At 64.0% G+C, this 12,581-nt stretch carries 15 protein-coding genes; 6 read left to right on the top strand and 9 right to left on the bottom strand.

Annotation, left to right across the window (positions count from 1 at the left end; all coding sequences use genetic code 11):
* Positions 1-60: 60 nt before the first annotated feature.
* The 3 genes from rpsU to AC04SI_RS09195 all read right to left on the bottom strand — a co-directional run bounded on the left by rpsU (position 61) and on the right by AC04SI_RS09195 (position 1,773).
* The gene (gene rpsU / locus AC04SI_RS09205; RefSeq protein WP_008874389.1) at positions 61-324 is read right to left on the bottom strand and encodes a 30S ribosomal protein S21; all 264 of its coding nucleotides are present in this window, start codon (positions 322-324) and stop codon (positions 61-63) included.
* A gap of 179 nt (positions 325-503) precedes the next feature.
* On the bottom strand, positions 504-890 hold the full coding sequence (locus tag AC04SI_RS09200; RefSeq protein ID WP_404276396.1) for an SET domain-containing protein: 387 nt from the start codon (positions 888-890) through the stop codon (positions 504-506).
* Positions 891-1,002: 112 nt separating this feature from the next.
* On the bottom strand, positions 1,003-1,773 hold the full coding sequence (locus AC04SI_RS09195; protein ID WP_404276394.1) for an SDR family oxidoreductase: 771 nt from the start codon (positions 1,771-1,773) through the stop codon (positions 1,003-1,005).
* A 254-nt stretch (positions 1,774-2,027) separates the two neighbouring features.
* Between AC04SI_RS09195 and AC04SI_RS09190 the strand changes: the two genes are divergently transcribed.
* From AC04SI_RS09190 to AC04SI_RS09165, 6 genes are all read left to right on the top strand, one after another.
* Positions 2,028-3,281 carry a sarcosine oxidase subunit beta gene (locus AC04SI_RS09190; RefSeq protein WP_404276392.1) on the top strand — a complete coding sequence of 418 codons (1,254 nt, stop codon included), beginning with the start codon at positions 2,028-2,030 and terminating at the stop codon, positions 3,279-3,281.
* Complete coding sequence (locus AC04SI_RS09185) at positions 3,281-3,703, top strand: hypothetical protein (RefSeq protein WP_488474143.1); 423 nt, start codon at positions 3,281-3,283, stop codon at positions 3,701-3,703. The genes AC04SI_RS09190 and AC04SI_RS09185 overlap by 1 nt, the downstream gene beginning before the upstream one ends.
* Positions 3,704-3,715: 12 nt before the next feature.
* A complete protein-coding gene (locus AC04SI_RS09180; RefSeq protein WP_488474142.1) occupies positions 3,716-4,012 on the top strand; it encodes a sarcosine oxidase subunit delta in 297 nt (98 codons plus the stop codon).
* On the top strand, positions 4,009-7,002 hold the full coding sequence (locus AC04SI_RS09175) for a sarcosine oxidase subunit alpha (RefSeq protein ID WP_404276386.1): 2,994 nt from the start codon (positions 4,009-4,011) through the stop codon (positions 7,000-7,002). The genes AC04SI_RS09180 and AC04SI_RS09175 overlap by 4 nt, the downstream gene beginning before the upstream one ends.
* The gene (locus tag AC04SI_RS09170) at positions 6,995-7,576 is read left to right on the top strand and encodes a sarcosine oxidase subunit gamma (RefSeq protein WP_488474141.1); all 582 of its coding nucleotides are present in this window, start codon (positions 6,995-6,997) and stop codon (positions 7,574-7,576) included. The genes AC04SI_RS09175 and AC04SI_RS09170 overlap by 8 nt, the downstream gene beginning before the upstream one ends.
* 63 nt (positions 7,577-7,639) lie before the next feature.
* The gene (locus AC04SI_RS09165; RefSeq protein ID WP_488474140.1) at positions 7,640-7,867 is read left to right on the top strand and encodes a hypothetical protein; all 228 of its coding nucleotides are present in this window, start codon (positions 7,640-7,642) and stop codon (positions 7,865-7,867) included.
* Positions 7,868-8,053: 186 nt separating this feature from the next.
* On the opposite strand, the gene AC04SI_RS09160 is transcribed toward AC04SI_RS09165, so the two are convergent.
* From AC04SI_RS09160 to AC04SI_RS09135, 6 genes are all read right to left on the bottom strand, one after another.
* The gene (locus tag AC04SI_RS09160) at positions 8,054-8,296 is read right to left on the bottom strand and encodes a DUF680 domain-containing protein (RefSeq protein ID WP_488474139.1); all 243 of its coding nucleotides are present in this window, start codon (positions 8,294-8,296) and stop codon (positions 8,054-8,056) included.
* A 296-nt stretch (positions 8,297-8,592) separates the two neighbouring features.
* Positions 8,593-9,237: a TetR/AcrR family transcriptional regulator gene (locus AC04SI_RS09155; protein ID WP_488474138.1), complete on the bottom strand. Its 645-nt coding sequence runs from the start codon at positions 9,235-9,237 to the stop codon at positions 8,593-8,595.
* Positions 9,238-9,327: 90 nt separating this feature from the next.
* Positions 9,328-10,104 carry an SDR family NAD(P)-dependent oxidoreductase gene (locus AC04SI_RS09150; protein WP_488474137.1) on the bottom strand — a complete coding sequence of 259 codons (777 nt, stop codon included), beginning with the start codon at positions 10,102-10,104 and terminating at the stop codon, positions 9,328-9,330.
* 19 nt (positions 10,105-10,123) lie between these two features.
* A complete protein-coding gene (locus AC04SI_RS09145; RefSeq protein ID WP_488474136.1) occupies positions 10,124-11,182 on the bottom strand; it encodes a phosphotransferase family protein in 1,059 nt (352 codons plus the stop codon).
* Complete coding sequence (locus AC04SI_RS09140) at positions 11,179-11,706, bottom strand: MaoC family dehydratase (RefSeq protein ID WP_488474135.1); 528 nt, start codon at positions 11,704-11,706, stop codon at positions 11,179-11,181. Before AC04SI_RS09140 ends, AC04SI_RS09145 begins: the two co-directional genes overlap by 4 nt.
* The gene (locus tag AC04SI_RS09135) at positions 11,703-12,518 is read right to left on the bottom strand and encodes an SDR family oxidoreductase (RefSeq protein ID WP_488474134.1); all 816 of its coding nucleotides are present in this window, start codon (positions 12,516-12,518) and stop codon (positions 11,703-11,705) included. Before AC04SI_RS09135 ends, AC04SI_RS09140 begins: the two co-directional genes overlap by 4 nt.
* Positions 12,519-12,581 lie beyond the last annotated feature (63 nt).

The raw sequence follows: 12,581 nt of genomic DNA, 5'->3' as shown, positions 1-12,581 counted from the left end.
CGGCGATTCCGCATCGCGCCACCTTGGATATCCTTCGAAAAGGACGAAAAATTGGCGGTATCAGCGCGGCGGACGCGCTGCACCGGCAGCACCGGCCGCAACCGGGCGCGGCGTCATCGGCAGCAGGCCTTCGCGCTGGGCGCGCTTGCGGGCCAGCTTGCGGGCGCGGCGCACGGCCTCGGCCTTTTCACGGGCGCGCTTCTCGGAAGGCTTCTCGTAATGTCCGCGCATCTTCATTTCGCGGAAAATGCCTTCGCGCTGCATCTTTTTCTTCAGCGCGCGAAGCGCCTGATCAACATTGTTGTCGCGAACGAGTACCTGCACGGGCAATCCTGTCTTTCGGGTTTGATATCAACAGGCAAGCGGCCATAGCCACGAGCCTCCGCGGCGAGTTGCACCACGAATTGTGGCGGCTGATAGCAGAATCAGGCCGCGCTGTCCACAGCCGAAATGAGGCTGAGCGGTCAAACCGCGGCCGGTCGCCGTCGGATTGGGTTTTCAACCTAGGCAGTGGCCAGATGGAGCTGCTCGAAACCGTCGAAGAACTCGCCGTAGTCGCAGGTTATCTCCTCACCGGCGGCTATGTCGCGGGTCGCGGTCGCGCCGCCATAGCGCGAGAAATCCGTGTTGGGCCTTTCGGCGTGGTTCATGAAACGGCCGTTGTCGACTTCATAGACCATGAAGCCCGGACGGTCGGGGCTTGGATAGGCATAGCGGTCGAGCAATTCCTTGAGGTGCGCGGGTGCCGCCTCGTATTTCTCTACCGGGATCAGCCGGTCGAAATCCGGATCGAGGCGCCAGATCGAGGCGCCCTTGCGGATCGGCTCGGCGGCGAACACGCCGACGCCTTCGATTGCGCTCTGGGCGACATAGGTTCTGATCAGCAGCATGGGTCCCTGCCTGTTTTCGACAGGGAAACGGAATCGCCAAATCGCGCCGAAAAAGCAAGACCGGGGACCTGCGTTGCGGCGACGAACATGCCTGTTCGCCGCGAAAACCCCTTCACGTCCGGTTGATCGAGACGCCGCCATCGGCAAGCAGCGCGGTTCCGGTGGTGAAGCTCGACGCGTCCGAGGCCAGATAGAGCGCCGAGCGGGCGATCTCCTCGGGCTGCGCCATTCGCTTCAGGGCATGCAGGCCCTCGACGAAAGCCAGCACCTCGGGGCCGGCATCCGGCGCGTTGGTGATGCTTGCAGGCGTGTCCGTGCCGCCCGGCATCAGCGCGTTGACCCGCACGCCCTTCGGGCCGTATTCGGCGGCGAGGACCTGCGTCAATCCGATCAGCCCGGCCTTGCTGGCGGCATAGCTCGTCATGCCGGGCATGCCGACTGTGTGGCCAACGAAGGTGCTGGTGAAAATCAGCGATCCGCCGCCACGTTCGACCATTGCCGGCACCTGATATTTCGCCCCAAGGAAAGCGCTGGTCAGATTGGTGTCGAGCGTCTCTCTCCATCCGTTGAGCGACAATTCCGAGATCGGACCCATCTTGCCGACCGAACCGACATTGTTGAAAGCGATATCGAGCCCGCCGAACCTGCCGACCGCCTGCTCGACAAGGGCCTTTGCATAGGCTTCTTCGGTGACGTCGCCGGCAAGGGCGATCGCCGTACCATCGGCGTCCTCGATTTCGGCGACGAGGTCGTCAAGTTCCGCCTGGCGGCGGGCAGCGACGATGATCTTGGCGCCTTCCTCGGCAAAGAGTTTGGCGGTGGCGCGGCCGATGCCGGAACTGGCGCCGGTGACGATGGCGACCTTGTTGGCGAGTGCGAACATTTTCTTGCATCCTTCTGCATGGCGGCGGTCTTGCCGGCAATTGGGATGCTTGATCGCAGGTCGAGGCGATGCGAGCCACCCGATACCCGCGAAGGCATCCAGATGGGTCTTTTTCCCCACGGCGCAAAACGGCAAGCGCCGTCGCAAACAGCGCAAGGGTGGCAGCGCTGTTTCGCTAGTGATACACCTCGCGCGCCGGAGCCTGAACGAATGCCCGGCCGCAATCTGCGAGACCTTTGGCGCGAGGCTGGAACGTGAAGAAATATTCGGTATTCGCCATCGCCCGCGAGGCCATGCGCGGCCATAAGGGCTGGGACGAGCAATGGTCTTCGCCTGAGCCGAAGAAGGAATACGACGTCATCATCGTCGGCGCCGGCGGCCATGGCCTGGCCACCGCCTATTATCTCGCCACGGTGCACGGCATCACCAATGTCGCGGTGCTGGAAAAGGGCTGGCTCGGCGGCGGCAACACCGGCCGCAACACCACCATCATCCGCTCCAACTACCTCTATGACGAAAGCGCCGGCATCTACGACCATGCGCTGAAGCTGTGGGATGGGCTCAGCCAGGAGCTCAACTACAACGTCATGTATTCGGCGCGCGGCGTCATGATGCTCGCGCACAATGTGCACGACATCCAGGTGCTGAAGCGCCATGTCCACGCCAACCGGTTGAACGGCATCGACAATGAATGGCTGACGCCCGAGCAGGCGAAGGAATTCTGCCCGCCGCTCAACATCTCCAAGCAGGCGCGCTATCCGGTTGTGGGCGCCGCCTTGCAGCGGCGCGGCGGCACGGCGCGCCACGATGCGGTGGCCTGGGGCTATGCGCGCGGCGCTTCGGCGCGCGGTGTCCACATCATCCAGAATTGCGAAGTCACCGGCGTCAAGCGCGCGGCGAACGGCGCCGTCACCGGCGTTGACACGACGCGCGGTTTCATCGGCGCCAAGAAGGTCGGCGTGGTGGCGGCGGGTCATTCCTCCGTCATCATGAACATGGCCGGCGTGCGCATGCCGCTGGAAAGCTATCCGCTGCAGGCGCTGGTCTCGGAGCCGGTCAAGCCGGTGGTGCCGTGCGTAATCATGTCGAACACGGTGCACGCCTATATCTCGCAGTCCGACAAGGGCGAGTTGGTGATCGGTGCCGGTACCGACCAGTATGTCTCCTATTCGCAGACCGGCGGTCTGCACATATTGCAGCACACGCTCGATGCCATCTGCGAGATGTTCCCGATCTTCACGCGCATGAAGATGCTGCGTTCGTGGGGCGGCATCGTCGACGTGACGCCGGACCGCTCGCCGATCTTGGCCAAGACGCCGGTGCCCGGCCTCTATGTCAATTGCGGCTGGGGTACGGGCGGCTTCAAGGCGACTCCGGGTTCGGGCCATGTCTTTGCCCACACCATCGCCAAGGACGACCCGCACCCGATCAACGCGCCCTTCACCATCGAGCGCTTCCGCACCGGCCGGCTGATCGACGAGGCGGCAGCGGCGGCGGTGGCGCACTGATGATGACCGAGATGGCTGTCGCGATGCCGCTGGTGCTCGCCGGCGAGCAGGGGATGTTTCATTTTCCCTCGGTCGAAGAGGTGCGCCTGCAGCCGATCAGCCGCACCGAAAACGAGACCGGATGGCCTTTTTCCGTCGATGCGGGCGTGCTGACCTGCGTCTGGAGCGGCGGCCAGAAGGTGGTCAGCTTCCTGGAGAACAGGCCGGCCGATCTTGAGGACCGTGAGACATTCCAGCCGCGCCACGTCATCGTGACGACCGATCCGGTGCTGCTCACTTTCGGCAACATGGCCGATCGCGAGCTGTTCCGCCCGGCAGCAAGCATCGAGGAACGCATCCGGCAGGTCGCGCCCTTCGCGGCGCTCGGCCAGAAGCTTTGCGACCAACCGGCCGGCGCCCATGTCGGCCACGGCGAATTGTAGGAACCAAGTACAATGCTTCTTATCCGCTGCCCCTATTGCGAGGAAGAGCGCCCGGAACTCGAGTTCCGCAACGCCGGTGAGGCGCACATTGCGCGCTCGGCCAACATGGCCGGCGAAAGCGACGACGATTTCGAGAAGTTCTTCTTCATCCGCTCGAATCCCAAGGGCATCATCTACGAGCGCTGGCGGCACATGAATGGCTGCGCGCGCTTCTTCAACGCCGTGCGCGACACCGTCACCGACAAGTTCATCATGACCTACAAGGCCGGCGAGCCGAAGCCGTCGAAGCTGCCTGGAGTTGCCAAATGAGCGGCGCGTTCCGCATTCCCGGCGCCGGGCGCCTCAAGCAGGCGAAGACGGCGCGCTTCAGCTTCGACGGCCAGGCCTACGCCGGCGTCGAGGGCGACACGCTGGCCTCAGCACTGCTTGCCAACGGCGTCCATCTCGTCGGCCGCTCGTTCAAATACCACCGTCCGCGTGGCTTCCTGTCCGCCGGCGCCGAAGAGCCCAATGCGTTGGTCCAGATCGCGCGCGACGAGGCGCGCAAGACGCCGAATGTGCGGGCAACCGTGCAGGAGCTCTATGATGGGCTCGCCGCGCAGTCGCAGAACCGCTGGCCGTCGCTCGCCTTCGACGTCGGCGCGGTCAACGACATCGCCTCGCCATTCTTTTCGGCCGGCTTCTACTACAAGACCTTCATGTGGCCGAAGGCCGCGTGGAAAAACCTCTACGAACCGAAGATCCGCGCCGCGGCCGGCCTCGGCGTGTCGCCGGACCAGCCTGATCCCGACCATTATTCGGCGCGCTTCGCGCATTGCGATGTGCTGGTGCTGGGCGGCGGTGCCGCCGGCATCGCCGCAGCCCTTGCGGCAGCCGAAACCGGCGCCAGCATCATGCTCGCCGACGAGCAGGCGGAGTTCGGCGGTAGCCTGCGTTTCGAGACTGGCGCCAGGATCGACGGCCAGGACGGTTTTGCCTGGGCTCAAGGTGCAATTGCCAGGCTGAAGGCCATGTCCAACGTCCGCGTGCTCTCGCGCACGACGGCGTTCGGCTACTACGCGCAGAATTTCGTCGGGCTGGTCGAGCGCGTCAGCGATCATCTGCAGAACCCGGGTCGCGAACTGGCCCGCGAGCGGCTGTGGCAGGTTCGCGCCAAGCGCGTCGTGCTGGCGACCGGCGCCATCGAGCGCCACATGGTGTTCGCCGATAACGACCGTCCCGGCATCATGCTGGCTTCCGCCGCGCGCACCTATCTCAACCATTACGGCGTTGCCGTCGGCAAGAATGTCGGCGTCTACACGGCCAATGACTCCGCCTATGCGGCGGCGATCGACCTGAAGAAGGCCGGTGTCAACGTAGCTGCCATCGTCGATTTGCGCGACAACCCGACCGGGCCGGTGATCGACGAGGCGAGGGCGCTCGGTATCGAGATCAATTTCGGCCGCGCGGTGGTCCGCGCCGGCGGCAAATTGCGGGTGACCTCGATGACCGTGCAGCCGAAGAATGGCGGCGGCGAGCGCACCATTCCGGTCGACGCGATCCTGATGTCGGCCGGCTGGACGCCGTCGGTGCATCTGTTTTCGCAGTCGCGCGGCAAGGTCGCCTTCAACGACGAGACCAAGCGCTTCGTGCCCGGCACCTATGCGCAGGATTGCGTCTCGGTCGGCGCCTGCAACGGCACCGACGGGCTGGCGGCGACGGTCGACGAGGCCTATGCGGCCGGCGCCAAGGCGGCGAAGGACGCAGGCGCCAAAGCCGCCAAAGGTACGAAGCCGAAAGTCGACGCCGGCGAGAGCTGGTCGCGCGGCATGCTGGGTGCGGCACCTGGCGCCGGGCCGGATACGACGGTGAAGGCTTTCGTCGATTTCCAGAACGACGTCACCGCCAAGGACATCCGCCAGGCGGTGCATGAAGGCATGCATTCGATCGAGCACGTCAAGCGCTTCACCACCAACGGCATGGCGACCGACCAGGGCAAGACCTCCAACATGCATGGTCTGGCGATTGCCGCCGAGACGCTGGGCAAGCCGATCCCTCAGGTCGGCCTCACCACATTCCGCGCGCCCTATACGCCGGTCACCTTTGGCTCGATCGTCGGACACGCGCGGGGTCCGCTCTTCGATCCGACCCGAAGAACCGCGATCCATCCCTGGGCCGAGACCCAAGGTGCCGTGTTCGAGGATGTCGGCCAGTGGAAGCGCGCGTGGTATTTCCCGAAGGGCGGCGAGGACATGCATGCCGCCGTCGATCGCGAATGCGTCGGCGTGCGCAAGACGGCCGGCCTGTTCGACGCCTCAACGCTGGGCAAGATCGAGGTGGTTGGGCCGGATGCAGCCAAGTTCATGGAACTGCTCTACACCAATCCGTGGGAGAAGCTGGAACCCGGCCGCTGCCGCTACGGCATAATGCTGCGCGAGGACGGCTTCATCTATGATGACGGCGTCGTCGGCAGGCTGGCGCCGGACCGTTTCCATGTGACGACGACGACCGGCGGCGCGCCGCGCGTCATGAACCTTATGGAGGATTACCTCCAGACCGAGTTCACGCATCTCAATGTCTGGCTGAGCTCGATCACCGAGCAATGGGCCGTCATCGCGGTGCAGGGACCGAAGTCGCGCGACATCATCGCGCCGCTGGTCGAGGGCATCGACATGTCGGACGAGGCGCTGCCGCATATGTCGGTACGCGAGGGCAAGATCTGCGGCGTGCCGACCAGGCTGTTCCGCATGTCGTTCACCGGTGAGCGCGGCTTCGAGGTCAACGTGCCGGCCGATTACGGCCAGGCGGTCTGGGAAACGCTGTGGGCCGAGGGCCAGAAGCATGGCGCCGTCGCCTACGGCACCGAGACCATGCACGTGCTGCGCGCCGAAAAGGGCTACATCATCGTCGGCCAGGACACCGACGGCACGGTGACGCCGAACGATGCCGGGCTCGACTGGGCGGTTGGCAAGAAGAAGACCGATTTCGTCGGCATTCGCGGTTTGGCGCGCCCGGACCTGGTCGCCAAGGGCCGCAAGCAACTTGTCGGCCTGAAGACCAAGGACCCGAAAGTGGTGCTGGAAGAAGGCGCGCAGATCGTCGCCGACCCGAAGCAGGCTATCCCGATGAAGATGATCGGCCACGTCACCTCGAGCTACTGGTCGGAGAATTGCGGCCGCTCGATCGCGCTGGCGCTGGTTGCCGGCGGCCGCGACCGCATGGGCGAGACGCTCTACGTGCCGATGCCGAACGGGGTGATCGAAGTGGAGGTCACCGGCATGGTGTTCTTCGACGAGAAAGGGGAGCGCCTCAATGGCTAAGGCTGCCGCGAAAACCAATGCATCCGCGATGTACTCGGCCGAGCGCCGTCCGGCGCTCGCCGGGCGCAGCGTATCGGCGACGGGCGTCAAGCTCGAGGTTATGCCGCCGGCCGAGCGCATCTCGCTGCGCGCGCCGGAGGCTTCCGTGGCAGCGCTTTCGAAGGCGCTCGGCGTGACCTTGCCGACAAAGCCGAAGACCTCGGCGTCCAAAGCCGGCCGCACGGCGCTGTGGCTCGGACCGGACGAATGGCTGATCATCGACGAGGCCGGGAAAGACCCGCTCGCCGATTGCGCCAAGGTCAGCGCGCTGCATTCGGCGGTCGGCATCTCGCACCGCAACGTCGCCTTTTCCGTCACCGGTCCGGCTGCCGCCGCGGCGATCAATGGCGGCTGCCCGCAGGATCTGTCGCTTGAAGTCTTTCCGGTGGGCGCTGCTTCGCGCACCATCCTGGGCAAGTCCGAGATCGTGCTGCTGCGCAGTGCGGCGGATGCCTTCCGGGTCGAATGCTGGCGTTCGTTCTCGGACTATGTCTTTACTTTGCTATCCGAAGCAGCGAGCGACGCGGCAGCGTAGCGCGAGTCAGGAACGTTTGCCGCGCAGGCTCGTTCTGCTTCCGCAGGCCGAGGGAGAATGCCGATGCCGCCGAAATCCGCGCCGAAGTCGGCCAGGAAGACCGCTGCCGTCCGTTCGCTCGAACGCGAACGAGATCACGAGGTGAGCCCGGAAGAGGAACTCGAGGAAGGCCTCGAGGACACGTTCCCAGCCAGCGATCCGATATCGATCACCTCGACCTCCATCTCCGGCGCTCCCGCAAGACCCGGCAAGGCCAAGACTGTGGCCGGGCGAAAACAGCGCAAGAAGTAATTCGGCAGGGCAGCGCCCTGACATGAAAACGGGCGGTCAGATTCTCCTGCCGCCCTTTTCTTCATCCGCATAGAGCTGCCACGGCGTCGTCGACCTTGGGGGGAGAGCGCCGCTGCAGCGGTATCAAACCTTTTGTTTGAGCATGATCTTATCCGAAAACCGGTTCCCACTTTTCGGGATCATGCTTTAGAACGTGCTGGGCACGATCCAGGGGTTGATCTCGATGCCGAGACGCGGGCCCTTGGCTGCGTCGGTCTTGGTCGCGCCGGTCTTTTCGACCGAGCCGGTCGTGCGGCAATCGAGCTTCACATTGGTCTTGGTATGGACGCAGGCCGTAGCCGGCGCTTGCTTGGTCGGCTGGGTGGAGCCGGCGAAGGCCGCACCTGAAAACGCCAGCACCGCTACGAGGGTGAGGATTGTCTTTTTCATGGTTTGTCTCCGGTTCAATTTCTTCGTACATGTACGATACGGCGTACATATACGTCTCGGAGATCGGGACTTCAAGTCAGAAATCGTACACGTACGATCAAATTTTTCCTAAAGGCCAAAATGCCGCATGGCGCGGCAAAAACCTGTTCCATCCGGATGAAATCGGGATGGGCTCTATCTCTCTGTTTAAGCTTGATCTTTTTTCCGAACCGAAGGTTAGCGCAGCAAATCCGGTTCTACTTCGGGATCATGCTCCAGACGCTGGCTGGATCAAACGATGTTGGAACGCAGGCCTGTCAGCAGTTGACCGGAGTCTCGGTCAGCGGCTGCACCTCCTGTGTCGACAGCGTGGCCAGAGTGAAATTGCACATCCGCTTCACGAAAGCCTGCGGGTCGCCGAAGGGGTAGAATGGAAAGGTGATCAGCAGCGAGATCGTGCCGTGGCCCACCGCCCACAGCATGGTGGCGATGGCACGCGGATCGCCCTTGAGCTTGCCGGCGGCGACGCAGGCCTCGACCCTGCTGATCAGCGCCTTCATCGCCGGGTTGCTCTCTTCCATCTCCTCGTAGGACCTGCCTTCCGGCGGCTTGGTCTTTTCGGTCATGAAGACGGTGCGGTATTCGTTGGGATTGCCGAGGCCGAAGGCAGCGTATTCGGTCATGACCGCCTGCAATGCCTCGATTGGATCATCGGACGGATGCTCCTCGATCCGGCGGGCAAGCGTCTCGAACGCATCCTCGGCCAACGCGAAGAGGATGTCCTGCTTGTCGGCGAAATAGGAATAGACCGACATCGGCGCATAGCCGACGCGCTTGGCCAGCTTGCGGATGGTCAGGCCTTCATAGCCTTCTTCCTGCACAAGCTTGTGCGCCGCCTCGACCAGTTCGGAGCGCAACTCGGCTTTCTGTCTTTCGCGGCGGTTCTGAACGCTAAGCGGCAATTCCTGCCTGCCTTTGTTGTTGGTTGCCTGACTAAATTATATACGCTGTACGAAAACCGACAAGGGCGGGTTTGGTTCCCTGGCGCTGCGTCAGATCGCGCCAATGCCGCCATCGACGGCGAGCATATGGCCGGTCATGAACGAGTTGGTCGGGTCAGCGGCGAATAAGATGGCGGTGATGATCTCATCCACCTCCGCGACCCGTTTCATCGGCACGCCGCGCGTCAGCTCTGCCAGCGCCTCGGCCTCCGGCGCGCCGCTGCCGCGGACAAAACCGTCGACCATCGCCGTTCGCGTATGGGCCGGGCAGATGGCGTTGATGCGTATGCCCTTGGTGGCGTACTCGGCGGCCGCAGACCTGGTCAGCCCGACGACGCCATGCTTGGCGGCGGCATAGACCGACAGCTTTGGCGCGCCGCCAAGCCCGGCGACGGAGGCGATATTGACGATCGTGCCGCCCTTGCCGCTCTCTTTGAACTGTCGCTCCATGCACGGGATCTGATGCTTCATCGCGAAGAAAACGCCCAAAAGGTCGATCTCGAGCACGCGGCGGGCCTCGTCCGATGCCACCTGCGGCAGGCGCTCGAAGCTGTGGACGATGCCGGCATTGTTGACGGCGACATCCAGCCGGCCGAACCGTTCCGTTGCCAGCGTCACCAAATCTTCCGACAGTTTTTCCTCGGCGATGTTGCCAGCAAGGATCGTCGTCTCCACTCCAAGCGTCTCGGCAAAGGCGGCCAATGCTTTTTCGTCCAGATCCGAGAGCACCAACCGCGCGCCTTCGGCGGCAAAGCCCTTTGCCGCGCCGCGGCCGAGGCCGCCGGCAGCGCCCGTGATCAGCACCGTCGCCCCGTCGAAACGACCCATCGCTCAGCTCTCCCAATTTTCAAGTATTCTTGTCGATCAATCCCACCGCCAGGCCGGCCAGCAGCTTGACCGCTTCGCCATAGGTTCTCGCCTTTTCCGGATTGGAGGCGTTGCCGTCCAGCGCGCGCCGGTAGACGCCCTGGCAGATTGCCGCCAACCGGAAAAAGGAGAAAGCAAGGAAGAAGCTCCAGTTGCCGATGCCGGCGAGCCCGCGCCGCCGGCAATAGGCGTCGACATAGGCCTCTTCGGACGGCAGGCCGAGCGTCGCGCGGTCGATGCCGCCGAGGCCGCGAAACCCCGAGGCGTGCGGCAGCCGCCACTGCATGCACTGATAGGCGAGGTCGGCGAAGGGGTGGCCGAGCGTCGACAGCTCCCAGTCGAGCACCGCCAGCACCCGCGGCCCGTCTTTGGCGAAGACCATATTGTCCAGCCGGTAGTCGCCATGCACCAGCGAGACACGGCCGTCATCAGCCGGCATATGCGTCTCGAGCCAGGCAATCAGCCGGTCCATGTCGGCCACCTCTCCGGTTTCGGAGGCGCGGTACTGGCTGGTCCAGCGGGCGAACTGGCGTTCGAAATAATTGCCGGGTTTGCCGAAGTCGCCGAGCCCAGTCGTTTCGATATCGACGTCATGCAGGGCGGCAAGCGTGGCGTTCATGGCATCGTAGATGGCGGCGCGCTCCTCGTTGCCAGAGGCTTCCGGCAAGGACGGATCCCAGAAGATGCGGCCGTCCAGGAACTCCATGACATAGAACATGCGGCCGATCGGGGAGCCCTCACCGGACAAATGCAGCATGGCGGGCACCGGCACGGCTGTTCCGGCAAGCGCCTGCATCACCCGGAATTCGCGGTCGACCTGATGCGCGGATTTCAGCAATTGGCCGGGCGGCTTGGCGCGCAGCACATAGCGGCCGCTTGCCGCCGTCAAAAGATAAGTTGGGTTCGATTGTCCGGATTTGAATTTCTCGATCGCGCTCAACCCGGCGAAGCCCGGAATATGCGCTTCGAGATAAGGCGCAAGCGCTGCCTGATCGAGTGCAAGCGCCGACTTGTCGTGCGCGTTGGCGTCGCCGCTCATGCCGTCTCTGGCTGGCGCTCGATCAGCGTCAGGGTCAGCCAGCGCGCGGTCAGCGCCGGCTTCTTCGAACCCTCGATCTCGATGGTCACGTCATGCGCCGTCTGCACCCAGCCCGACGGCCGGACCTTGACGTCGGCCAGCACGAAACGGGTGCGGATGCGCGAGCCGGTCTTCACCGGCGCCAGGAAGCGCAGCGAATCGAAACCGTGGTTGACGCCCATCTTGCTGTTTTCGAGCGGCGGCATGGTCTCGAAGGTCATCGCCGAAAGCAGCGACAGCGACAGGAAACCATGCGCGATGGTGCCGCCGAACGGCGTCTCGCGCTCGGCCCGCTCGGGGTCGCAATGGATGAACTGATGGTCGTCGGTGGCGTCGGCGAACTGGTCGATCATGCGCTGGGTGACGACGCGCCACGGTGACACGCCGACTTCCTTGCCGACGCTGGCCAGAAGCACATCGAGACTGATCGGTTCCACGCTGATGTCCTCCACTTCGCCCGCCGGCTTCTCCGGCCGACATGTCATTCCTTGAACAGTTTCAGCCCATGCTGCACCGACTGCCCGCCGTCGATCGGCAGGATGGCACCGGTAACATAGCTGCCGGCACGGCTGCACAAATAAAGGGTTGCGCCAGCAATGTCATCCGGGGTGCCGATACGCCCGATCGGAACATGGTTGCCGACATGTTTTGCCTGTTCCTCGGTTCCAGTGGCGAAAGCGGTCATCCGGCTCTGGAACGGGCCTGGGGCAAAGGCATTGACGGTGATGCGGCGACCGGCGAGCTCGATCGCCAGCGTGCGCGTCAGATGGTGAACGGCGGCTTTTGAGGCGGTGTAGGAATAGGCGTCGTCGGCCAGCGGCTGCGTGCCCATCACCGAACCCAGATTGATCACCCTTGCCGGATCGTCGTCGCTGGCCGCGGCGTCGAGCAGCGGCAGCAGTTCGCGCGTCAGGTGGAAGACGGCGGTGACGTTGACGCCGAGCACCTTGGCCCAGGCCGAATAAGGAAAACTTTCCAGCGGCGCGCCCCAGGAGACGCCGGCATTGTTGACCAGGATGTGTAGTTTTTCCGCGCGCAACTTCACCTCGGCGACCAGAGCCGCAATGCCTGCTTCGCTGGAGACATCGCCGGCAAAGCCCTCCGCGCGGCCCAATGCGCCGAGACCGTTCAGTTCGGCGGCGACCTTGATGCAATCCTCGCCCTTACGCGAGGCGATCATGACGCTGGCGCCCGCCTTGACCAGGGCGGTTGCCGCCATGCGGCCGATGCCGGTCGCGGCGCCGGTGACCAGCGCGGTCTTGCCGGCGACCGAAAACAGCTCATCCAGATAGCTCATCGCATTTCCTCCGCCTTGCCCCTGTCTCGCGGCCGGGCGAAAGGGCTCGCGTTGACAAGGCTA

It is taken from the genome of Mesorhizobium sp. CNPSo 4689 (genome assembly GCF_057784325.1).
This window is presented reverse-complemented; position numbering and strand designations above follow the sequence as displayed.

Bases quoted from the DNA above. Each gene is read 5' to 3' on its own strand.
- AC04SI_RS09200 (WP_404276396.1), bottom strand. From the start codon at position 890: ATGCTGCTGATCAGAACCTATGTCGCCCAGAGCGCAATCGAAGGCGTC.
- AC04SI_RS09195 (WP_404276394.1), bottom strand. From the start codon at position 1,773: ATGTTCGCACTCGCCAACAAGGTCGCCATCGTCACCGGCGCCAGTTCC.
- AC04SI_RS09185 (WP_488474143.1), top strand. From the start codon at position 3,281: ATGATGACCGAGATGGCTGTCGCGATGCCGCTGGTGCTCGCCGGCGAG.
- AC04SI_RS09180 (WP_488474142.1), top strand. From the start codon at position 3,716: ATGCTTCTTATCCGCTGCCCCTATTGCGAGGAAGAGCGCCCGGAACTC.
- AC04SI_RS09175 (WP_404276386.1), top strand. From the start codon at position 4,009: ATGAGCGGCGCGTTCCGCATTCCCGGCGCCGGGCGCCTCAAGCAGGCG.
- AC04SI_RS09170 (WP_488474141.1), top strand. From the start codon at position 6,995: ATGGCTAAGGCTGCCGCGAAAACCAATGCATCCGCGATGTACTCGGCC.
- AC04SI_RS09165 (WP_488474140.1), top strand. From the start codon at position 7,640: ATGCCGCCGAAATCCGCGCCGAAGTCGGCCAGGAAGACCGCTGCCGTC.
- AC04SI_RS09160 (WP_488474139.1), bottom strand. From the start codon at position 8,296: ATGAAAAAGACAATCCTCACCCTCGTAGCGGTGCTGGCGTTTTCAGGT.
- AC04SI_RS09150 (WP_488474137.1), bottom strand. From the start codon at position 10,104: ATGGGTCGTTTCGACGGGGCGACGGTGCTGATCACGGGCGCTGCCGGC.
- AC04SI_RS09145 (WP_488474136.1), bottom strand. From the start codon at position 11,182: ATGAGCGGCGACGCCAACGCGCACGACAAGTCGGCGCTTGCACTCGAT.
- AC04SI_RS09140 (WP_488474135.1), bottom strand. From the start codon at position 11,706: ATGACATGTCGGCCGGAGAAGCCGGCGGGCGAAGTGGAGGACATCAGC.
- AC04SI_RS09135 (WP_488474134.1), bottom strand. From the start codon at position 12,518: ATGAGCTATCTGGATGAGCTGTTTTCGGTCGCCGGCAAGACCGCGCTG.